The organism is Companilactobacillus pabuli (assembly GCF_014058425.1).
In the GTDB taxonomy this organism is placed as follows: domain Bacteria; phylum Bacillota; class Bacilli; order Lactobacillales; family Lactobacillaceae; genus Companilactobacillus; species Companilactobacillus pabuli.
This window is the reverse complement of sequence record NZ_CP049366.1, coordinates 1,544,854-1,567,799: the sequence shown is the minus strand read 5'-3', so window position 1 is coordinate 1,567,799 and position 22,946 is coordinate 1,544,854. Positions and strand designations below refer to the sequence as shown.

The window sequence follows — 22,946 nt, the reverse complement described above, 5'->3', positions numbered from 1 at the left end:
TGAATTAACAATGAATGAATATTAACTTTGTTATTCAATTATACGGTTGATTTAGATAAACAAATATTTTATATGTATTGAATTTCAATATCAGGAAATTTGACAGTAAATTTATTTAAAAATTCTTTGTTTTGTTTACTATTTATGTATATATTTAAATTGTTTTTAGCACGTGTTATGCCAACATAGAAGAGATAGTACATAATATCTTGATCAGTATCTCTGTTATCATTTTCTTTATGATTAAAATTAATATTGTTCCAATTGCGTTTCCTGTAGAACCCGTAGTCAATATTTAGTAATACATTTTCAAACTCAAGACCCTTTGACTTAAAAATGGTAATGTTCTTCGTAGTGGTGCTGTCAAAAACTTTGTAAAATTCTACTATTTCATTTAGATCCGTAAGATTAAATAAATTGATTGTCTCTTTAAATGAATCTAAACCGGCATTCATTTCTAAATTTAAGTCTAGAAACTCTTTTATACTTGGATCATTTTTTTTCTTTTTTTTCGTAATTAAATTTTTAACAGAATCTAGACCAACTTTTTCTAAAGAGTCTTTTGTAAATATCTTCAGAAGTGACTTGATTGCTAAGTAATTATTATCTTGAAATATACATGCATAACTGTTCATGATATTGGTATATTCATTAGAATTAGGATTCATTATTTTTTCCCACGCAACTTTATTCTTTTTGGGAAAGTCTTTCTTTAATTTTTTTGCTATTCTCTCTAATCCGACGATCTTAGTACGCAAGATATTTGTTAATGATAAAATTGTTTCATTGTGTACATTGGTTTTATTCTCAATACTTGTTACAGTTTCGTCGTTTAAAGAGCCGTTACGAGCAAAAACGTGTATCTTTGTTGTTTCAGTCCTTTGGGGAACTTGATCAAGTTTGTCAAAAGTATTTCGAAATTCATTGAAGAATTCTACTAGTGTTGATCTTGATCTAATAGTTGTTCTTTAGTGACTCAGAGGTAATATCATATCTACTACTAATGTTAATAGTATCTTCATTCAAATAAATTGACTGACATGGATCACCATATAATCCGATAGTACAGTTCGGTGATAAATATTCAAAAATAGATTGTAAAAATTTTCCATTTGTATCTTGATATTCATCAATTAATAAATAATCAATGGTATTTGAAATAGACATTCGTAATTCTGGTATCTCTTTAATAGAATATATGAATAAATTTATTATGTCATTGTGCGATAAAAATAATTCTCCTGTTTCATTGTTGAAGAATGGGATTCCTTCTTCATAAGTGACCTTTTTTATAATTTGTGGATTGAATTTTATATCTTTGAATGCATCAGGGGAAAAATTATTATCTTTATTGTATTTTATGATTTTTAAAGATAAATTTGAAAGAATTTTCCAACAAAAGGAATGAATAGTTGAAATACTTAAAACTGGATTATTTAGACGTGATTTTAATTCATCTACTGCCGCATTAGAGTAACTTATTATGAAAATAGAATTACTTGATAAAGATAATTTTCTTATATCTTTTGTTAATTGATATGTTTTACCTGATCCGGCCGCACCTCTAACTTCATAGATACCATTCTTTTTAGTTAAATAAGTGTCATCAATCATTATTACCAAACCATTCTAATCCTTTCTTTAAGTATTGAGGTATTCTAAAAGTTTTATTGTTGATAAAATCTAGGGTATTTAGCGCAAAGTCAGCTTTTTTTACTGTACTTCTGAGTAATTTTCCCTCTATATCGTTTAGTAAGTATGGGTTCTTATCCAATGAAACTTTAACATCGTTTCTTAGTAATTCATTTTTTTTATATAAATCAAAATTTTGGTGACTTGCTGTTACCATGGCACTTTCAAGTGTTCTAGGCCAAAATTTAAATTCATTACTGTATCCTTCAGTCACAATTTTAAAATTTGAAGAGATACTATCATTATCTGAATTAGTTAAATTTCCATTGGGCATTAGATTCCATTCTTTGGTTAGAAAAGATTTTTCTTGCTTCAAAGTTTTGTTCAAAGGATGGTCCTTTATAGTAGTATCCAAATTGGAAGAAAATAGTAACTGTATATTTTTGTTAGTAGAATAGATGTTATTGTCTTCTGTATCTTTTTCAGAAAAATCAATATCAGTAATTAATAAAATCTTATCGAATAATAAATCAGCTAAAGAATCTTTAAATCCTTTAAAGTTTGTACCAACTGGGATAATTGCAATTTTTTCAGATAATAAAGTCGGATTAATTTTTCTCATAATGGAATTTAAGAGGATCCGTTCAGAATCACCTTCAATTGCAATAAGTTTATCTGCAAAAAGTAATTCAGCATTATAATTTAAAATTAATTTTTTCAATTTTTGTTTAGATAATGGGTTATTACTTCCCAAATTATCCCAAGTGATAAATCTAGTAATTCCACCGTGACTTCTTCCTATTATAATTTGAAAATTCATTTCGAAAGCCGAAACTGCAACTTCTGGGGAATGTGAAATAATCAAAAGTTGATAATTTATGTTTATTTTTTCAGCTAAGGTTTTAATATAATCTTTAATTTGTTGAATGAATATATGTTGTAATTGGGGATGCGTAAATGCTTCAGGTTCTTCTATTATTAAAAATACTGGATTTTTAAGTTGTTTTTGGCCATCTTTGAAAATAAGTTGTTTATTCTTGCAATAATGTTATATATGTTTTGATATCCCAATCCTTGAGCATTCAATGGAAGTTCGAATCCTTGTAGTTTATCGAATACTTGAGCTATTCGTACCGTTGGACTTTCAATCCATTTATCAATTGTTAATATAGCTTTTAAAGGATTTTTTTGATTTTTAGGATAAGAAAATCTTTTTAATTCGTTTTGAAGGCTTCCTAATGTTGGTTGAACATCTTCATCTATTTTTTTTTGAATATCATTTAGGGCATTTTTACCAGATTCATTAGATAGTATTAAGTTTGTAACCTCATCTGAAAATTGATTAGCAGTTGTTTCTTGATTGCTTTCCTTTCCGCTGTCCACATATCGAAAAGCTTTAATCGGATACAGTAAAATATTACCAGGCTGTATTGTATCCAAGTTATATAAATTGGGTATTAATTTGTGAATTAGACTATTTGAAGCTGTCACATATTGTTGCCTCTCGTTTTTAAAATCATCCTCAGATCCAATATAGATATCTCTAGTAAATAAATTGAGTAAATCATTTACGTCTGATATGTTTTGTATTAATTGGTAATTTTCCTTTGGAATTGAAAATTTAACCAAAACTGTTGTTTTGCCATTATTGGAGATATTACTTAAAAGTTCCCAATAATCGATTGACAAGTTTTTCCATTCATAAGTGATTTCAAACTCCAATGAATCATCTGTCGTGAGTTTGTCTGGGGAATTTTTGTTTTCTATGATTCTTTCAAGTAATTTAATATTAAAATCTGTTATTTTTATATTATTGATAGAAGAAAAGATATCGATAATACTAGTTTTTCCTATATTATTTTTACCCACTAATATCGATTCTTTTTTTAAATTTATTGTACTATCTTGAATCGATCTGAAATTTTTAATATGAATTTTAGAAATGGTTAAGTTGTCCATGATGCACATCCTTAATATTAAATATTTAATATATTTTAAGTATAGATTGAATATTCTCAACAAACAATACACTGTGATTTGTTTTGAGAGTATAAATTATAAGAACAATGATAATTGGAAAATATACGACCAAGTGTTCGCTTGGTCTTTTTTATTTCCACTAAAATTGATACAATATCATAGGTAAAGATTGGGGATAAAATAACATGAAAATACTCTTTGTAGGAGATGTCGTAGGTTCTGTCGGCATTAAGGCAATTGAAACGTATCTACCTGAAATCAAAAAGAAGGTTAAGCCACAACTAACCATCGTTAACGGTGAAAATGCTGCTGGTGGTAAAGGAACCAAAGAACCTGACTATCAAAAGATCACTCGTGCTGGAGCTGACGTGGTCACAGGAGGAAATCATACTTGGGATAAACGTGAAATTTTAGACTTCATCGATGATCCTAAGAAAAATATTTTACGTCCATACAATTTCCCTGGTAAAAATGTTCCTGGTCGTGGCTTCATCGAAATCAATGTCAATTCTAAAAAAGTCTACGTCATCAACATGATGGGAACAGCTATGATGCGTGCACTTGATAATCCATTTTTAGCCGCTGATGATTTGTTGAAGACTTTGGACGATGATGCTATCAAATTCGTTGACTTCCATGCTGAAACAACTAGTGAAAAGATTGCTTTTGCCAATTATATGGTTGGTCGTGTCTCAGCAGTTGTCGGAACTCACACTCACGTTCAAACTAACGATGCACAAGTTATCAACAAGCAAACGGCACTCTTGACTGATGTTGGGATGACCGGTTCATATGACGGTATCCTAGGTGACAAAAAAGAACCAATCATCAATAATTTCTTAACCCAAAGACCTAACCGCTTCGATGTTGATGAAGATGGTCGCATGCAGATTAATTTCTGTGTTGTTGAAGTCAATGACAAAACGAACAATGCACGTAGTATCAAAAATTATGTAATCACACCAAATAATCAAACTTTCTTGAATTAATTAAACGGAGGGAATTCATGCCTCAAAAAACTAAAGAAACACCAATGATGGAGCAATATCTGGAGTATAAGAAACAATACCCAGATGCTTTTTTGTTATATCGAGTTGGTGACTTTTATGAAATGTTTTACGACGATGCTGTCAAAGGTTCACAGATTCTCGAACTAACTTTGACATCTCGCAACAAAAAAGCTGATGAGGGTATTCCAATGTGTGGAGTGCCACATCACGCAATCGAAGGATATATCGACACCCTTGTGGATAAAGGTTACAAAGTTGCTGTTTGTGATCAACTAGAAAATCCTGCTGATGCCCAAGGTAAAATGGTCAAACGTGGTGTAACTCGAGTAGTTACTCCTGGAACTATTATGGACAAAGCTAACCAAGCTAAGGAAAATAACTACATCACAGCTATCACAGCTCATAAAGATGTCTTTGGATTGGCGTATGCCGACTTATCCACTGGTGAAGTCAAAGTTACTTCAGTCAAAAGTCAGTTAGATTTAACTAATGAATTGCAAAATCTCGATACTAAAGAAACAGTTGTCTCAGGTAGTTTCCCACAAAAATACCTCGACCAATTGCGCAAATACGGTATCTTAATTTCTAAATTAGATGAGTTAGATGACAATTACAGTTTTGATTTCTCACAGATTTCAAGTGACCAAGAAGTCGATACTGTTAAGCTATTGATCAGTTATTTGATTAAAACTCAAATGCGTTCACTCGACCATTTGAAGCCAGCTCAATCATATGAAACTTCCGCTTATTTATTGATGGACCATTCCGCTCAAAGCAATTTGGAACTGTTCAAAAATATTCGAACTAATAAAAAATCTGGAACACTCTTGTGGCTATTAGATGAAACTAAAACTGCCATGGGAAGTCGACTACTCAAACAATGGTTAGCCAGACCTTTGATCTCAGTCGATAAGTTAAAAGAGCGTCAACATTTTGTCCAAGTATTCTTAGATAATTATTTCCAAAGATCATCATTCCAAGATTATTTAACAAAAGTTTATGACCTTGAACGTTTGGCTGGTCGAGTAGCTTATGGGACTGTCAACGGTCGTGATTTGATTCAACTGAAGACGTCTTTGCAACAAGTACCGGAAATTAAGTCAATCTTATTAGACATCGGTGATGACGAATTGACAGCCTTTGTGGAAAAAATCGACGAAGTAGCCGATATCCGTGATTTAATCGACCAAGCTATCGTTGAAGAAGCACCAATTTCTGTTACCGGCGGGGGCTTGATCAAGGAAGGTTACAACGACCAACTTGACCAATATCTCGATGCTTCAAAGAATGGTAAGAAGTGGTTGGCTACATTAAAAGCTAAGGAACAAGACGAGACTGGTATCAACAATTTGAAGATTGGCTACAACAAAGTCTTTGGTTACTATATCGAAGTCAGTCGGGCCAATATCGACAAAGTTCCAGAAGACCGCTATACCAGAAAACAAACTTTGGTCAACGCTGAACGCTACATCACACCGGAACTAAAAGAAAAAGAGAGCATGATCCTAGAAGCTGAAGAGAAGTCGAAAGGTTTGGAATATCACTTATTTGACCACATTCGTCAAAAAATCAAAGACCAAATCAGACGTATTCAAGCGCTAGCTAATATTTTGTCACAACTCGATGTCCTCCAAAGTTTTGCGGTCGTCAGTGAAGATTACCACTACATCGCTCCAGAATTTGTGGATAAACATGAGCTAAAAATTACTAACGGACGTCATCCAGTTGTGGAAAAAGTCTTGAGTAATAACAGCTACATTCCAAATGATGTCAATTTTGACAAAGACACTGATATTTTGTTGATAACTGGGCCCAATATGTCCGGTAAGAGTACTTACATGCGGCAATTAGCTTTGACCGTCATCATGGCTCAAATCGGATGTTTCGTTCCTGCTGAGAGTGCTAAGTTGCCGATTTTTGACCACATCTTCACGAGAATTGGTGCTGCCGATGATTTGATTTCTGGTGACAGTACTTTCATGGTCGAAATGCGTGAAGCTAATGATGCTTTGAAGAACGCTACGGAAAACAGTTTGATCATTTTTGATGAAATTGGTCGTGGAACGGCTACTTATGATGGAATGGCACTAGCTCAAGCAATCATCGAATACATCGACAAAAACGTTCATGCGATGACGATGTTCTCAACTCACTATCACGAATTGACTGAACTAGAAAGTCAATTGCCAGGATTGAAAAATGTTCACGTTGATGCTTCCGAAGAAAATGGTGACTTAGTCTTCTTGCACAAAGTTTTGCCTGGACCTGCAGATAAGTCTTACGGAATCCACGTTGCTAAATTAGCTGGATTGCCGGAAGAAGTTTTGAACAGTGCCAGCAAGATTTTGAGTAGTTTAGAAGAAACTTCGGTTCATACGACAACTTCTGAAAGTATCCATGAACCAGCTGCTCCTAAACCAGTCGAAAAAGTCAAAGAACAACCAGAGGTAGTTGACACAGTAGATGACGACGAACAACAATTGTCGCTTTTCCCAGAACCAAAACCAACTACTAAGAAAATATCCACTAAAGAATCACAAGTGGTAAAAGAAATTTCTGAACAAGATTTAATGGGTATCACCCCAATTGAAGCCATTAACTTACTTTACAAATGGCAAAAGAAACTCAAATAAACTTAAATAAAAGAAGGTGGAAAAATGGGTATTATTCATGAACTACCAGTTGAATTAAGCAACCAGATCGCAGCTGGGGAAGTTATTGAACGCCCAGCATCAGTCGTCAAAGAGCTGGTGGAAAATTCCATCGATGCCAAAGCTACCCAAGTTTTAATTACTGTCGCTCAAGCTGGATTGAAATCGATCGAAGTTAACGACAATGGTAAAGGAATCGCCAGTGATGATGTTGAAGTGGCCTTTTTGCCCCACACGACTAGTAAGATCTCAACTGACCGTGACTTGTTCAATGTCAAAACATTAGGATTTCGTGGTGAAGCTTTGGCTAGTATCGCCTCTGTTTCCAAACTAACGGTTGTGACAAGTGTGGACGGCAAATCAGCTCAACGAGCTAAGTTTTCTGGTAATGAATTGATTAAAAAGGAAACCTTTGCCCGCTCAAAAGGAACGACCATGACAGTTGAAGACTTATTCTTCAATACGCCCGCTCGCTTGAAATACGTTAAATCATTGCACACTGAATTGAATAAAATCGTTGATATCGTTGACCGCTTAGCTATGGGTCATCCCGAGATCTCATTTCGCTTGATTCATGAAGGTAAGGACTTAGTTTGGACATCTGGCAACAACAATTTACAACAGACGATTGCCGGAATTTATGGTCGTACGATTGCTAGTCACATGCTCGATTTTGAAAATTCTGACCCTGATTATCAAATCAAAGGTTACTTCTCAAAACCAGATACGACTCGTTCCAATCGTTCGTATATTTCAATAATTTTGAACGGTCGCTACATTCGTAATTTCCAATTAACTAACGCTATTATCAGAGGCTACGGCTCGAAGTTGATGGTGGCAAGATTTCCAATTGCGGTAGTCAATATTACTATGGATCCAGCTCTAGTCGATATCAATGTCCATCCGACGAAACAAGAAGTTCGTTTGACTAATGAAGGTCACATCGGCGACTTGATAAGTAATGGAATTCGGGAACGTTTGTCAAATCAAAACTTAATTCCGGATGCAGTCAAAAATCTCGGTAAAAAAGAGATCACGCCTAAAGTCGATACGTATAAACCTGAACAAATCAGTTTAAACGACATTTCAACTATCGACAAAATCAACGAACCACTAATGACAGCTACAGCTGAACCCGGACCAGAATATCAACGTCCAATGTCACCAGAAACACCAGTAGAAACACCAATGGACGGGATGCCGATTTTCAAAGACCCAAAACATCTCAAAGCTTGGGATCAACGGCTCAAACAAGAAACTGATCAAAAGGTTCGAGTAGTAGATTCGCAACAAACAACTCAGCAAGAGCCAGTATCACAAGAAGAAACGATTGGTTTTCCAAATTTGCGCTACATCGGTCAAATCCATGGAACTTATTTAGTCGCTGAGAGTGAAGATGGCTTTTATTTGATTGATCAACATGCCGCTCAAGAACGAGTTAACTACGAATACTATCGCAAAGAAATTGGCAAGGTTTCTAACGACCAACAAAAATTATTAGTTCCAATCGTCTTGGATTATCCCAACGCTGAAAGTATCTTGATCAAGGAAAAGAAGCCCGTTTTGGAGAGTATCGGTTTATATTTAGATGACTTTGGTCAAAACAGTTTTGTCGTCAACACTCATCCAACGTGGTTTGTACCCGGACAAGAGGAATCGACTATCAAAGAAATGATTGACTATGTCCTAAATGATTCTAAAATTAGTGTGGCCAGCTTCCGTGAGAAGAACGCCATCATGATGAGTTGTAAGCGAGCTATCAAAGCTAATCACCACATAACTGACAATGAAGCACGAAAGTTATTGGAGAATTTGACTAAAGCTGAGAATCCTTACAATTGTCCCCATGGTCGTCCAGTTTTAGTACAATTCAGCAACAAGGATCTCGAGAAAATGTTCAAGAGAATCCAGGATCCACACGATACTAGAGAGAGTGAATAAATTATGTTTGAATATTTGAATGGTTTAATAACATCAGTGACTCCTTCATATATTGTGGTGGATGTCCAAGGTGTCGGCTACAAAGTCCAAGTGGCTAATCCTTATCGTTACGAAGAAAATCAAGAAGCCAGAGTTTATGTTGAACAAATCGTCCGTGATAATGAACAGTCCTTGTATGGTTTTTATGATTTGAATGAGAAAAATATTTTCCTACATTTAATCAGCGTTTCAGGAATTGGGCCAAAGAGTGCTTTAGCCATTTTAGCTGGGCAAGACTTACAAGGTTTGATCCATGCGATTGAAAATGACGATGTCAAATTCTTAACTAAGTTTCCTAAGATTGGTAAGAAGACTGCTCAACAAATCATCTTGGATCTATCTGGTAAATTTACCGCTGAAGGTCAGATGACTCTAGGTGAAACTCCAGCCGTCTTAAGTAGCGGCAATCAAGAACTAGAAGATGGACTAGCAGCCTTAGATTCACTAGGTTATTCAGCTAAAGAAATCAGTAAAGTAAAGTCACAATTAGAAAAAGAAAATCTCAAATCTGCCGACGAATACTTACGTGCCGGTTTAAAATTATTGAGTTAGGGAGGTGTCAATTATCGAAAATGATGATGAACGTTTAACGGATGCCGATTCATTAGATAATATTGAAAATATCGTTGAACAAACGCTCCGTCCCCAAAGTTTTGACCAATATTTAGGTCAAGAAAAAGCTAAAAAAGAATTAGATGTTTATATCAAAGCTGCCAAACAACGCCAACAAACTCTAGACCACGTTTTGCTATACGGACCTCCAGGGTTAGGTAAAACAACTTTGGCTATGATCATCGCTAACGAAATGGGCGTCAACATCCATACGACAACTGGTCCTTCGATTGAAAAATCTGGCGACTTAGTAGCTGTCTTGGATGAACTAGAACCAGGTGACGTCTTGTTTATTGATGAAATCCATCGTATGCCTAGAGCGGTTGAAGAAGTTTTGTATTCAGCAATGGAAGATTTCTACATTGATATCATCGTTGGTCAAGGTAGTGAATCACGATCATTGCATCACCAACTAGTGCCTTACACTTTAATTGGTGCGACAACGGCTGCTGGAAAACTTTCTGCACCACTAAGAGATCGGTTTGGAATTGTCGAAAGAATGGAGTACTATACCATAGATGAATTGTCTAAAATTGTTTTCCGTTCTGCACGAGTTTTAAATATCAATGTCGATGAAGAAGGAGCTCATGAGATTGCTAGAAGATCCCGTGGGACACCTAGAATTGCCAACCGATTGCTCAAGCGTGTCCGTGATTTTGCTCAAGTAGCAAATCAAGATACGATTGATTACAAGATGGCAAAATCTGCTTTGAACCAATTACAAGTTGACGATGCTGGATTAGATCATTTGGACCGTCGAATTTTAGAGATGATCATTGAATTGTACAATGGTGGTCCCGTTGGTCTAAAAGTCATCGCTGCCAACATCGGTGAAGACCAAGAAACAATTGAAGAAGTTTATGAACCATATCTTATGCAAATGGGATTCTTGAAGAGAACTGCCAAGGGTCGTGTCGTGACGAGAAAAGGTTATGAACACATGGGAATACCTTATCCCGAAAAAAACGAGTAAAGCGATTTACTCGTTTTGGCGTATCTAAAGAATTTTGTTAAACCACATAAAAGGAGATTACATTAATGTCACTATCAACCGAAGATTTTGATTATGATTTACCAGAAGAACTAATTGCTCAAACACCTATCAAAGATCGTGATCACTCAAGACTACTCGTTTTGGATCACAAAACAGGTGAATATCAAGACAAGCATTTTTATGACATCTTGGATTATTTGAACCCTGGGGATGCTTTAGTTATGAACAATTCTCGTGTTCTACCAGCTCGTTTGTACGGGACTAAAGAAGACACTGACGGCCATGAAGAAGTGTTGTTGTTGAACAACATCGAAGGCGACAAGTGGGAAGTTTTGATGAAGCCAGCTCGTCGTGCCAAAGTCGGTACAAAGGTTCAATTTGGCGATGGTCAACTTGAAGCTGAAGTTTTGGAAGACCTTGAACACGGTGGAAAAATCATCGAATTTCATTATCAAGGAATCTTTATGGAGATTTTGGAACAATTAGGTGAAATGCCACTTCCTCCATACATCAAAGAAAAACTCGATGATCCTGACCGTTATCAAACTGTTTATGCCAAAGAAAATGGTTCAGCCGCTGCTCCAACTGCTGGTTTGCACTGGACAAAAGATCTCCTCAAGAAAGTCGAAGAAAAGGGCGTTAAATTAGTCTATGTAACTTTGCATGTTGGTTTAGGAACATTTAGACCCGTAACTGAAACTGACGTTGATAAGCACGTAATGCATTCAGAATTTTATCGTTTGGATGAAGATTCAGCTAAGACTTTGAATGAAGTTAGGAAAAATGGTGGCAAGATCGTTGCGACTGGAACTACTTCAATCAGAACGCTAGAAACTATCGGTACCAAGTTCAATGGCGAAATCAAAGCCGACAGTGGCTGGACTGACATTTTCATCAAACCTGGCTACGAATGGAAGGTCGTTGATGAATTTATCACTAACTTCCATTTGCCAAAATCAACTTTGGTTATGTTAGTTGCTGCATTTACTGGTCGTGAAAATATCTTGAACGCTTATCGTCATGCTGTTGAGGAAAAATATCGTTTCTTCAGTTTTGGCGATGCAATGTTCATTAAGTAGAGGGAATATATGGAACCAGCTGTTAAATACACATTAATTAAAAAAGAAAAGCATACTGGTGCACGTTTAGGTATGCTAGAAACACCACATGGTACTTTTGAAACACCAATCTTCATGCCAGTTGGAACGGAAGCTTCAGTTAAAAACATGGCACCTGAAGACTTAGAAAAAATTGGTGCTACGATCGTTTTAGCTAATACTTATCACTTGTGGTTACGCCCTGGTGAAGACATCGTTAAAGAAGCCGGTGGTTTGCACAAATTCATGAATTGGGACAAAGGTATCTTGACTGATTCCGGTGGTTTTCAAGTCTTTTCACTAGCTAAAACTCGTGATATCACTGAAGCCGGGGTTCACTTTAGAAACCATTTAAATGGTCGTCGTGAATTCTTGTCACCAGAAAAAGCTATCAAGATTGAAAATTACTTAGGTCCAGATATCATGATGAGTTTGGATGAATGTCCACCATTCTTTGAAAGTTATGACTATATCAAAAAGTCAGTCGCTAGAACTAGTCGTTGGGCTGAGCGTGGTCTAAAAGCTCACCGTAATCCTGATTGGCAAGCTTTGTTTGGTATCGTTCAAGGCGCGGGCTTTGAAGATTTACGTAAGCAAAGTGCCAAAGACTTAGTAAGTATGGACTTCCCAGGTTATTCAATCGGGGGACTTTCGGTTGGTGAATCAAAGAGCGAAATGAATCGTGTCCTTGATTTCACAACACCACTATTGCCAGAAAACAAACCTCGTTACTTGATGGGAGTAGGTACAGCAGACTCCTTGATCGACGGTGTTATTAGAGGTATCGACATGTTTGACTGCGTCTTGCCAACAAGAATTGCTAGAAATGGTACTTGTATGACAACTCATGGTCGTCTAGTTGTTAAGAATGCCAAATATGCTAGAGACTTCGGTCCAATCGATCCAGACTGTGACTGTTACGTATGTCGCAACTATTCACGTGCTTACATTCGTCACTTGATCAACGCTAACGAATTGTTCGGAACACATTTGACTAGTTACCATAACTTGTACTTCTTGTTGAACTTGATGAAAGGCGTTCGTCAAGCTATCAAAGATGACAATCTACTAGAATTTAGAGAACACGTTTTTGAAGATTACGGTTTCAACAAAGAAAATGCTAAGAATTTTTAGAAGATTTTGATAAGAAAAACCTACTAGTGTGGAAAGACAGGAAAATTTTTGTTAATCTATACTTATGCAAATTATTAAGAGGTGGAAAATTTGAATATGCTTACATTAGGCGCTGCAGGTGCTGGTGGATCAATGGGACTCATGATTTTTGTCGTTATCATGTTCGTTGGTATGTACTTTTTATCAATTCGTCCCCAAAAGAAGCAACAACAAAAACGTCAAGAAATGCTTAAAGGCATGAACAAAGGTGACAAAGTTGTTACTCTTGGTGGTATCAAAGGTGTTATCGCATCAATCGATCGTGACAACAAAGAAGTTGTCGTAGATTGTGACGGAATTTATCTAACATTTGACCTAAACTTCATTCGTCGTGCTGAACCAGGTAACAGCGTAACAGCTGCTAAGGAAGACAGTGCAGAAGCAAAGAATGAAAAGAAAGAAGCTCCAGCTAAAGAACCAAAAGAAGCTGAAACTGAAAAAGTAGAAACTGCTGACGAAAAACCAGCCGAAGATTCAAAAGTTGAAGAACCAAAAGCTGAAGACTCAAAAGATGCAGAAGATACAAAAGAAGAAACAAAATAATTAATCAAAAAAAGATTGAAGCCAAGCGCTCCAATCTTTTTTTGTAGGTTTTGGTTTTAATGTTTTGTTTTTGACCTTATCTTTAAGACAGAGAAGCAAAAAAGAAGAATTCAGTCGGGAGCAAAAGCCCTGTGATGGCTCAGCCGCCAGATTTTTGTTAGTGCTTTAGCACTTACAAAAAGGCCTAGTTTTGAGATTTTGCGTCTTTGGGGCCATGCAAAAGCTCAAAATAGTGCCGGCAGCGTTCCAGCCAATCACAGGGCTTTTGCGGACGACGGCATACTTAGCAAGTATTTTTTCTTGCCTTAAACCCAACTTGAGGGTATATCATTTCCAAGTAAACAACATATTTATATAAATAATAAGCGTTTAATGAAGAAGTTTAATAATTCATGTTGTAAAATATAATTACATGATGCTTTCAAAGGAGTTTAAAAATGGTTACAGAAAAATCAGCAATTTTTATTATTTTTGGGGGATCTGGTGATTTAGCTCATCGAAAACTGTATCCTTCCTTGTTCCGCTTGTATAAATCGGGATTTTTAAAAGACCACTTCGCCGTTATCGGTACTGCCCGTCGTCCTTGGAGTGATGACTATTTCCGTGAAACTGTTATCACTTCTTTGAAGGACTATTTTGATGATAGTGAAAATGTAATGAAAGAATTTGCACAACATTTCTTCTATCAATCACATGACGTCAATGATTCAGAACATTATATTGCTCTAAAGAATTTGGCTGCTAAACTAGATGATCAATTTTCTGCTGGCCACAACCGCGTTTACTACATGGCAATTGCTCCAAGATTCTTTGGAACCGTTGCTGAACACATTAATTCAGAAGGTTTGAAGACTGATGGTTACAACCGTTTAGTTATCGAAAAACCATTTGGCCGTGATTTAGATTCAGCTTGTGAATTGAATGGCAATATTTCTAAAGCTTTCCCAGAAGACGATATTTACCGTATCGACCACTATTTAGGTAAAAAGATGGTTCAAGTTATTCCTGACCTTCGTGCTCACAACCCTAAATTTGAAAAAGCTTTGAATAACAAGTATGTTTCAAATATTCAAGTAACTTTGGCTGAAAAAATCGGTGTTGAAGATCGTGGTGGATACTATGAAACTGCTGGAGTCCTTCGTGATATGGTTCAAAACCACATCATGCAAATTATCGGTGCCACAGCCATGGACGAACCAGAAGCTACTGATGCCAAAATTATTCACAAACACAAGTGTGACTTATTCGCTTCTTTGAAAGAAATGACTCCAGAACAAGTTGATCAAGATTTTGTTCGTGGACAATATGACACTGATAAACTCGGTGAAGAAAATGCTTATCGCCAAGAAGACAAAGTAGCAGCAGATTCTAACATTGAAACTTTCACTGCTGGTAAACTTGAATTTGATTCAGATCGTTGGAGTGGTGTACCATTTTATGTTCGTTCTGGTAAGAGAATGCCAGACAAAACTTCAAGAATTGATATTGTTTTCAACGAAAAAGTTGATGAACTGGGCATTAAACCTAATACAGTCGTGACACTCTTGATTGAAAGAAAAGACGATCACAGCATTTTGATCAACGGAATTGACTACAAAGAGTCAGCTCAAGATTTCATCAAATTCCCAGAAGAAAAAGACTTCGATAATGCTCGTGAAGCTTATGAAAGCTTGATCATCGATATTCTTTCTGGAGATCGTGTTCACTTCACACTTTGGGATGAACTAAGAAGTACTTGGAAGTACATCGATACGATTGAAGAACGTTGGGCTAGTCAAACACCAGAATTTCCAAATTACATTAGTGGCACAATGGGACCAGATGCTGCAGAAATGTTACTTGAACGTGATGGTAATTCTTGGGTTTGGGATGATTAGAGGTATTAATTATCTTCTTAAAAATACCCATTAAAATTGAAGAAAACAGAAAAGTCATCCATGTTGATATGGATGCTTTTTTCGCTTCTGTGGAAGAAAGAGAACATCCCGAATACAAAAAGAAATGTTTGATAGTAGCTCAAGATCCACGAAAACACCATCATCACGGAGTAGTAACCACAGCTAATTACAATGCTAGAAAATACGGTGCTCATTCAGCCATGCCAGCTCAACAAGCAGTTGATTTGATTCCTAAAGAAAAACTAGTCATCACGCCACCGAATTTTGAATTGTATCGTAATGTTTCCAATCAAATTCATGATATTTTTGCGGACGTGACGGACAACTATCAATCAGTCGCTTTGGATGAAGCCTACTTAGATGTCACCAAAAATAAACTCAATGAAACTAACACAATCAAGATTGCCAATTACATTCAACAACGAATCGTCAAAGAAACGAATTTAACTTGTTCTGTCGGTATTTCTTATAACAAATTCTTAGCTAAGATGGCTTCTGATTATCGCAAACCTTTTGGCCGAACGATTATATTGGGTAAGTATGCTAAAGAATTCCTCAAGCCGATTCCAATCGAAAAATTTAACGGTATCGGCAAAGCTATGCAAGAAAAACTTCACGAGATGGATATTTATACTGGTGAGGATTTACAAAATCTCGATCAAGATACGTTTTTACAAAAATTTGGCAAGATGGGTTACGTAATTTATAAACGTGTCCACGGTATCGATGATTCTCCAGTTGAAGGACATCGTTTGCGCAAATCGATCGGTCGAGAACGGACTTATAATCGTAATTTAGTTACCGAAGAACAAATTTATCAGGAATTGGATTTTTTGGCTGAATTAGTCAGTCAAGATTTAAGAAAAAAACGTCAGCACGGTAAGACAGTCGTTTTAAAATTACGAAATTCTGACTTTGAAACGATCACTAAACGAATGAGTTTTCAAGATTATGTCCAAACAAAATCAGAAATTTATCGTGTTGCCAAAGATATTTATGATAAATTAAAGGTAACTGATCAAAAGATTCGCCTCTTGGGGATTACGGTCACTAATCTTGACCCATTGTCATATGAGGAAGTCTCTTTGAATTTGTCTTATAAGGAGGACAAGTATGAATAGCTTTGCGCAAATAATTGCAACAATCAAAAAATATGATAGAATTATCATTCTACGTCATCAAAATCCTGATCCTGATGCATTGGGATCTCAAGCTGGTTTAGCCACAGCCATTCGCCAAGCATTTCCAGAAAAAAATGTTTTAATTGGTGGTAACAACACTGAAGGTTTGAAGTGGCTTTCAACAGTTCAAGAAGTAACTAATGAAGACTACAAGGGTGCTTTGGTAATCGTTACAGATACTGCCAATCGACCAAGAATTGACGATCAACGTTTTGATGATGGAGCTTACTTGATCAAAATCGACCACCATCCTAATGATGATGCTTATGGAGATCAACTTTTTGTTAATACTGATGCTAGTTCTAGTTCAGAAATTATCGCTGACTTGATCGACAGCAGTTCTGAATTGACTTTGACTAAAGAAGTCGCTTATTACTTATACGCTGGAATCGTTGGTGATACAGGAAGATTCTTGTATCCAGCAACTACAGAACATACAATGCGTGTCGGTGGTAAATTTATCGCTTTGGGCGTTGATACAGCAGCAATTAACAACAAGATGAACGAGATCACTTTAAAACAAGCCAAACTTCAAGGAGTCTTATTCGATATTTTACAAATCGATTCTACCGGTGCAGCCTACGCCGTGATCGACCTTGATATGATGAAGAAACTTGGTATCAATCAAGAACAAGCTAATTCAGTCGTTTCTACACCAGGTCGTTTGAAGGAAGTTTGTTCATGGATGGAAGCTGTTCAAAAGGACGACGGAACTTTCAGAATGCACTTGCGTTCTCAAGGACCAATCATTAATGAACTAGCCAAAAATCACAATGGTGGCGGACACCCACTTGCTAGTGGAGCAACTGCCAAAGATCTTGATGAAGTAAAACAAATGTTTGAAGAACTAAAAGACTTAGTAGCTAAATATAACCAGAAGGGTGAATAGATGACTAAATTTTCACAATACAACTTTAATGATGCTATTAACAAATCATTAAAAGAGATACATTTTGAAGAACCAACTCCAGTCCAAGAAGCAGTAATTTCATTGATCAACAAGAAGAAGGATATTATTGTTCAATCAGAAACAGGTTCTGGTAAAACACATGCTTTCTTATTGCCATCAATGAATGCCTTGACTAGTGATCAAGAAGTACAACTTTTGATTGCGACACCTAGCCGTGAGTTGGCATACCAAATTTATGAAGATACACAAGCAATTTTGAAAAACTATCCCGAAGAATACAATGCCTTTATTTTCGTTGGAGGAGCTGACAGGGATCGTCAAAGAAGAAAACTAGAAGCTCACCAACCACAAATCGCTATTGGTACTCCCGGAAGACTTTGGGACCTTATCAGTGACAATTCTTTACACGTTGAGAACGTTCAAAGATACGTCATTGATGAAGCTGATATGACCCTAGATATGGGATTCTTGGATGTTGTCGACAAGATTACTGACAAGTTGCCAGAAGACCGTGAAATGATGGTCTTTTCAGCTACAATTCCACAAAAACTAGAACCATTCTTGAAGAAATACATGCACGGACCTCAAAGAGTTGAGATCAAGAACAACAGTATTATTCCGAAAAACGTTGACAACTGGTTGATGTTCTCACACGGTCGTGACAAGAAAGAAATTATTTACCAATTAATGACGATTGGTGAACCTTACTTGGTCTTAGTATTTGCTAATACTAAGAAGACTGTTGACGAAATTTATCATTATCTTCGTAACAAAGGTCTCAAAGTCGCTCGTATCCATGGTGGTTTAACACCTAGAGAACGTAAGCGTACGATGAAACAAGTTGAAAATATGGAATATCAATTCGTAGTTGCAACTGATTTGGCTGCACGTGGAATTGATATCAACGGTGTTTCCCATGTTATTAATGCTGAAATTCCTGACGATTTGGACTTCTTCGTTCACCGTGTTGGTAGAACTGGTCGTAACAAGATGTCAGGTATTGCCATTACTTTGTACGATCCCGGTGAGGAAAACAAGATCGATGCTATTGAACACATGGGTATCACTTTTGAACCTAAGGACATCAAGAATGGTGAAATCGTTGAAGCAGTTGAACGTGATCGTCGTTTCACACGTAAGGCTAATCAAGAAAAACTTGATACTAAATTAGTTGGTTACGTTAAGAAACAAAAGACGAAGAAAAAACCTGGCTACAAGAAGAAGATCAAAAAGGCGATCAATGAAGAACATCGTCAACAAAGAAAGATCAAGATTAGACAAGAACGTAGAAAACAAAGAGATGCAAGACGTAATAGCTAGATTAATAGTTAGCTCAGATATAAATATTGACAATTTTTAAGTTGATGGTTAATATTTTCCTTGGATATATCTTATATTGAGTACTTCGCAGAGAGGGCTAGTTGGTGAAAAAGCCTAAATATTGAATATAAAGATGCTGCCAATTTAAATTGTAAATAATAAGTGTTGAGAGGCTAACGAAAATCGTTGCAAACAAGGTGGTACCGCGCAGTGGCGTCCTTGGAATGCAGCGATTTTTCGTTTTTTTGGGGAGATAAAATGAAGAATTTATCAAGTGCTGAAATAAGAAAAATGTTTTTAGACTTTTTCCAATCAAAAGGTCACATGATTGAACCTAGTGCATCACTAGTTCCACATGACGATCCTACTTTGTTATGGATCAACTCTGGTGTTGCTACTTTGAAGAAATATTTTGATGGTACAGTTGTGCCAAAGAATCCACGTATCACTAATGCTCAAAAGTGTATCAGAACAAATGATATTGAAAATGTTGGTAAAACAGCTCGTCACCAAACATTCTTTGAAATGCTAGGTAACTTTTCAGTTGGTGATTACTTCAAGAAAGAAGTTATCCCTTGGGCTTTTGAATTCTTAACAAGTCCTGATTGGATTGGCATGGATGTCAACAAGATGTATGTGACAACTTATCCTAAGGATACTGAAACTCAAAAACTTTGGGCTGAAGTAGGAATTCCTCAAGATCACATCTTAAAAGCTGAAGACAATTTCTGGGATATCGGTGAAGGTCCTTGTGGTCCTGATTCAGAAATCTTCTACGACCGTGGTCAATCATTTAATAATTTGTCTGAAGATGATCCAGAAAACTATCCTGGTGGCGAAAATGAACGTTATCTAGAAGTTTGGAACATCGTGTTCTCAGAATTGAATCATTTGCCAAATGGTCAATACGTTGAACAACCACATAAAAACATTGATACGGGGATGGGACTAGAACGTCTAGTTTCCATCATTCAAGGTACTAAAACTAACTTTGAAACTGACTTGTTCATGCCTTTGATTGAAGATGTTGGTCAAATTAGTGGCAAGAAGTATGGCGAAGATGCTGAAAATGACATTTCATTCAAGATTATCGCTGACCACGCTAGAACGGTTTCCTTTGCTATCGGTGATGGAGCTTTGCCTTCAAACGAAGGTCGTGGCTACGTTATCAGACGTTTGATCAGACGTGCTGTTTTGAACGGTAAGAAACTTGGTATCAATGGACCATTCCTATACAGATTGACACCAATCGTTGGTAAAATCATGGAAAGCTACTATCCAGAGGTTAGCCAACAACAAGAATTTATTTCTAAGACTATTCAACAAGAAGAAAAGCGTTTTTCAGAAACTCTTGATGCTGGTCTTGCTCTACTTAATGGCGTTATTGCTGATTTACGTAAGAAAAATGAAACTGTTATCGATGGTGCTAATGCTTTCAAGCTTTATGATACTTACGGTTTCCCAATGGAATTAACTCGTGAATATGCTAATGATGAAGGTTTGTCAGTTGATGAAGCTGGTTTCAAGGAAAACATGGAAGCTCAAAAGCAACGTGCTCGTGAAGCCCGTGGAAACTTACAATCAATGGGTATGCAAGATGAAACTTTGATGGAAATCAAGACACCTAGTGAATTCGTTGGTTATGATCACAATGAAACACAAAGTACTTTGAAGAACATCATCGTTAGTGATAAAGAAGTGAAGTCTGCTACTGAAGGTCAAGCTCAACTAGTTTTTGATACAACTCCTTTCTATGCTGAAATGGGTGGACAAGTTGCCGATGCCGGTAATATTTATGACCTTAAAGGTAATCAAGTTGCCGAAGTGGTTGATGTTCAACATGCACCAAATGGTCAAAATATTCACTTGGTAAACATCATGTCAGAAATTGACGTTGATACCAAATATCAATTGAAGATTGATGCTGACTTCCGTGAAAAAGTTCGTCACAATCACACAGCTACTCACTTGTTGGACCAAGCTTTGCGTGACGTTGTAAGTTCAAGAACTCACCAAGCTGGATCATTAGTTGAACCAGACTACTTACGTTTTGACTTCAACAGCAATGCTGCATTAACACCAGAACAAATTTCAGAACTTGAAAAGATTGTTAATGAAAAAATTTGGGCTGCTATTCCTGTTAAGACAGAAGTTTTGCCTATTGAAGAAGCTAAGAAGAAGAAGGGCGCTATTGCACTTTTCAGTGAAAAATATGGCGACACTGTTCGAGTAGTTGAAATTGATGACTATTCAACAGAATTCTGTGGTGGTACACATGCCCGTAATACTTCAGAACTAGGTTTGTTCAAGATTACTTCTGAATCAGCTATCGGTTCAGGTACTAGAAGAATCGAAGCCGTAACTGGTGAAGAAGCCTTTGAATACTTGAACGAACAACTACAAACATTGCAAGAGACAGCTAAGAATATGAAGGTCAACCAATTAAAAGATGCTCCTAGTCGAGCAACGCAAATGGCTGATGAAATCAAAGCTCTTAAACGCGATAACCAAAACTTAAAGACACAACTTACAAATCAAAAATCCGCTGAAGTCTTTGACAACGTGGAAGAAATCAATGGCTACAAAGTCATTTCAAATATTGTTCCTGCCGACATGTCAGCTCTTAGACAATTAGCTGATAAGTGGAAGAATGATAACAGTTCCGATATCTTAGTACTTGGTGCTAGTGGTGATAACAAAGCCAGTCTAGTCGTAGCAGTTAATAAAAATGCTCAAGACAAAGGTGTCAAAGCTGGAGATTTAATCAAGAAAATATCTAAAGAAATTCAAGGTGGCGGCGGTGGTCGTCCAGATATGGCGCAAGCTGGTGGTAAGAATCCAGCTGGTTTAACAAATGCGTTACAATTAGCTAAAGATATTATTAAATCTCTATAAAGTGGGCTATAATTGAAATGAAGCTTTTCGGTCACTTAAATTTTAGTTAGATGGAGGTTTGCCATGAGTTCACTTGATAAAACTATGAGTTTCGATTTTAATGAAAACAAGGGCAAAGATGTCAAAGAAACACTGCAAAGTGTTTACCAATCACTAGAAGAAAAGGGATATAACCCAATTAACCAAATCGTTGGATACCTACTTTCTGGTGATCCAGCTTATATTCCAAGACATAACGATGCTCGTAATTTGATTTTGAAGCATGAAAGAGACGAGATAATTGAAGAATTAGTCAAAAGTTATCTCAATCAAGGTAAATAAATGAGATTATTAGGTTTAGATGTTGGTTCGAGAACTGTTGGTGTTGCTTGCAGTGATTTATTGGGATGGACTGCTCAAGGAGTGGAGATCATCCGTATCAATGAGGATAAAGAGGAATTTGGCTTAGATAGATTAGGCGAAATTATCAAAGAAAAGCAACCCACAGGAATTGTATTAGGCTTGCCCAAAAACATGAATAATACTGAAGGGCCTAGAGTAGAAAAATCTCGCGAGTACGGCAAGATGGTCGAAGACAGATTTCATTTACCAATTGATTTCATCGATGAGCGTCTGACAACTGTTCAAGCTGAGAGAATGTTGATTGATGAGGCCGACGTGTCTCGTAAAAAACGAAAGAAAGTTATCGATAAGATTGCCGCTGAGATGATTTTACAAAATTATCTTGATGCTAAAGGTAAACTAACACGAAATTAAGGTGATAAACATGAGTGAAAAACAACCACCAAAAGATTTAGACGAAGTTATTTTAAGTGATGACCAAGGTAATGAAGAAGTTTACAAAATTCTTTTTACTTTTGAATCAGACGACTATGGTAAGTCATATGTATTCCTATATCCTAAGGCTAGTGAAGATGATGAGGAAATTGAGATTCAAGCATTTTCATTTAAACCTGACAAAAATGGTGATGTCGATGCCGGAGATTTAGATCCAATCGAAGATCCAGAGGAATGGGATATGGTTCAAGAAGTTTTGAACACCTTCACAAGTGACGAAGATCAATAAAGCA

The 22,946-nt window shown here is 36.4% G+C and carries 20 protein-coding genes and 1 pseudogene; 16 read left to right on the top strand and 5 right to left on the bottom strand.

The features are described from left to right. Nucleotides 1–68: 68 nt before the first annotated feature. The 5 genes and pseudogenes from G6534_RS07615 to G6534_RS07600 form a co-directional block, all read right to left on the bottom strand. Nucleotides 69–863, bottom strand: a complete 795-nt coding sequence (locus G6534_RS07615; RefSeq protein WP_476695922.1) for a 3'-5' exonuclease — start codon at nt 861–863, stop codon at nt 69–71. A gap of 91 nt (nt 864–954) precedes the next feature. Further along, nucleotides 955–1,614, bottom strand: a complete 660-nt coding sequence (locus tag G6534_RS07610) for a UvrD-helicase domain-containing protein (RefSeq protein WP_182082562.1) — start codon at nt 1,612–1,614, stop codon at nt 955–957. Next, the gene (locus G6534_RS07605; protein WP_238788882.1) at nt 1,607–2,452 is read right to left on the bottom strand and encodes an ATP-dependent endonuclease; all 846 of its coding nucleotides are present in this window, start codon (nt 2,450–2,452) and stop codon (nt 1,607–1,609) included. Before G6534_RS07605 ends, G6534_RS07610 begins: the two co-directional genes overlap by 8 nt. 75 nt (nt 2,453–2,527) lie before the next feature. Continuing rightward, nucleotides 2,528–2,608 (bottom strand): annotated as a pseudogene (locus G6534_RS12370) (hypothetical protein); the annotation flags it as partial. 2 nt (nt 2,609–2,610) lie between these two features. Further along, nucleotides 2,611–3,591, bottom strand: coding sequence for an AAA family ATPase (locus G6534_RS07600; protein ID WP_182082561.1), 981 nt, complete (start codon nt 3,589–3,591; stop codon nt 2,611–2,613). A gap of 206 nt (nt 3,592–3,797) precedes the next feature. On the opposite strand from G6534_RS07600, the gene G6534_RS07595 reads away from it, so the two are divergent. The 16 genes from G6534_RS07595 to G6534_RS07520 all read left to right on the top strand — a co-directional run bounded on the left by G6534_RS07595 (nt 3,798) and on the right by G6534_RS07520 (nt 22,942). Continuing rightward, a complete protein-coding gene (locus G6534_RS07595) occupies nt 3,798–4,601 on the top strand; it encodes a TIGR00282 family metallophosphoesterase (protein WP_059074227.1) in 804 nt (267 codons plus the stop codon). Nucleotides 4,602–4,618: 17 nt separating this feature from the next. Beyond that, the gene (gene mutS, locus G6534_RS07590) at nt 4,619–7,255 is read left to right on the top strand and encodes a DNA mismatch repair protein MutS (RefSeq protein ID WP_059074226.1); all 2,637 of its coding nucleotides are present in this window, start codon (nt 4,619–4,621) and stop codon (nt 7,253–7,255) included. A 24-nt stretch (nt 7,256–7,279) separates the two neighbouring features. Then, nucleotides 7,280–9,214 (top strand): DNA mismatch repair endonuclease MutL, encoded by a 1,935-nt coding sequence (gene mutL, locus G6534_RS07585; protein ID WP_059074225.1) that lies wholly within the window; start codon nt 7,280–7,282, stop codon nt 9,212–9,214. A gap of 3 nt (nt 9,215–9,217) precedes the next feature. Next, complete coding sequence (gene ruvA, locus G6534_RS07580) at nt 9,218–9,805, top strand: Holliday junction branch migration protein RuvA (protein ID WP_059074224.1); 588 nt, start codon at nt 9,218–9,220, stop codon at nt 9,803–9,805. Between the two features lie 13 nt (nt 9,806–9,818). Further along, complete coding sequence (gene ruvB / locus G6534_RS07575; RefSeq protein ID WP_059074253.1) at nt 9,819–10,838, top strand: Holliday junction branch migration DNA helicase RuvB; 1,020 nt, start codon at nt 9,819–9,821, stop codon at nt 10,836–10,838. A 65-nt stretch (nt 10,839–10,903) separates the two neighbouring features. Continuing rightward, a complete protein-coding gene (gene queA, locus G6534_RS07570) occupies nt 10,904–11,938 on the top strand; it encodes a tRNA preQ1(34) S-adenosylmethionine ribosyltransferase-isomerase QueA (RefSeq protein ID WP_059074223.1) in 1,035 nt (344 codons plus the stop codon). Nucleotides 11,939–11,947: 9 nt separating this feature from the next. After that, entirely contained in the window at nt 11,948–13,090 is a 1,143-nt protein-coding gene (gene tgt / locus G6534_RS07565) for a tRNA guanosine(34) transglycosylase Tgt (RefSeq protein ID WP_059074222.1), read from the top strand. A gap of 96 nt (nt 13,091–13,186) precedes the next feature. After that, nucleotides 13,187–13,672, top strand: coding sequence for a preprotein translocase subunit YajC (yajC, locus tag G6534_RS07560; RefSeq protein ID WP_059074252.1), 486 nt, complete (start codon nt 13,187–13,189; stop codon nt 13,670–13,672). Nucleotides 13,673–14,109: 437 nt separating this feature from the next. Further along, a complete protein-coding gene (gene zwf, locus G6534_RS07555; protein WP_059074221.1) occupies nt 14,110–15,549 on the top strand; it encodes a glucose-6-phosphate dehydrogenase in 1,440 nt (479 codons plus the stop codon). Nucleotides 15,550–15,617: 68 nt separating this feature from the next. Beyond that, complete coding sequence (dinB, locus tag G6534_RS07550) at nt 15,618–16,691, top strand: DNA polymerase IV (RefSeq protein ID WP_235586344.1); 1,074 nt, start codon at nt 15,618–15,620, stop codon at nt 16,689–16,691. After that, nucleotides 16,684–17,640 (top strand): DHH family phosphoesterase, encoded by a 957-nt coding sequence (locus G6534_RS07545; RefSeq protein WP_182082560.1) that lies wholly within the window; start codon nt 16,684–16,686, stop codon nt 17,638–17,640. The genes dinB and G6534_RS07545 overlap by 8 nt, the downstream gene beginning before the upstream one ends. Continuing rightward, the gene (locus G6534_RS07540) at nt 17,641–18,981 is read left to right on the top strand and encodes a DEAD/DEAH box helicase (protein WP_182082559.1); all 1,341 of its coding nucleotides are present in this window, start codon (nt 17,641–17,643) and stop codon (nt 18,979–18,981) included. It abuts the gene before it with no gap. Nucleotides 18,982–19,239: 258 nt separating this feature from the next. Continuing rightward, nucleotides 19,240–21,876 (top strand): alanine--tRNA ligase, encoded by a 2,637-nt coding sequence (alaS, locus tag G6534_RS07535; RefSeq protein ID WP_182082558.1) that lies wholly within the window; start codon nt 19,240–19,242, stop codon nt 21,874–21,876. Nucleotides 21,877–21,939: 63 nt separating this feature from the next. Then, nucleotides 21,940–22,197, top strand: a complete 258-nt coding sequence (locus G6534_RS07530) for an IreB family regulatory phosphoprotein (protein ID WP_010018752.1) — start codon at nt 21,940–21,942, stop codon at nt 22,195–22,197. Beyond that, nucleotides 22,198–22,632, top strand: coding sequence for a Holliday junction resolvase RuvX (gene ruvX, locus G6534_RS07525; RefSeq protein WP_059074218.1), 435 nt, complete (start codon nt 22,198–22,200; stop codon nt 22,630–22,632). Nucleotides 22,633–22,642: 10 nt separating this feature from the next. Then, on the top strand, nt 22,643–22,942 hold the full coding sequence (locus tag G6534_RS07520) for a DUF1292 domain-containing protein (protein WP_059074217.1): 300 nt from the start codon (nt 22,643–22,645) through the stop codon (nt 22,940–22,942). Nucleotides 22,943–22,946: the final 4 nt, after the last annotated feature.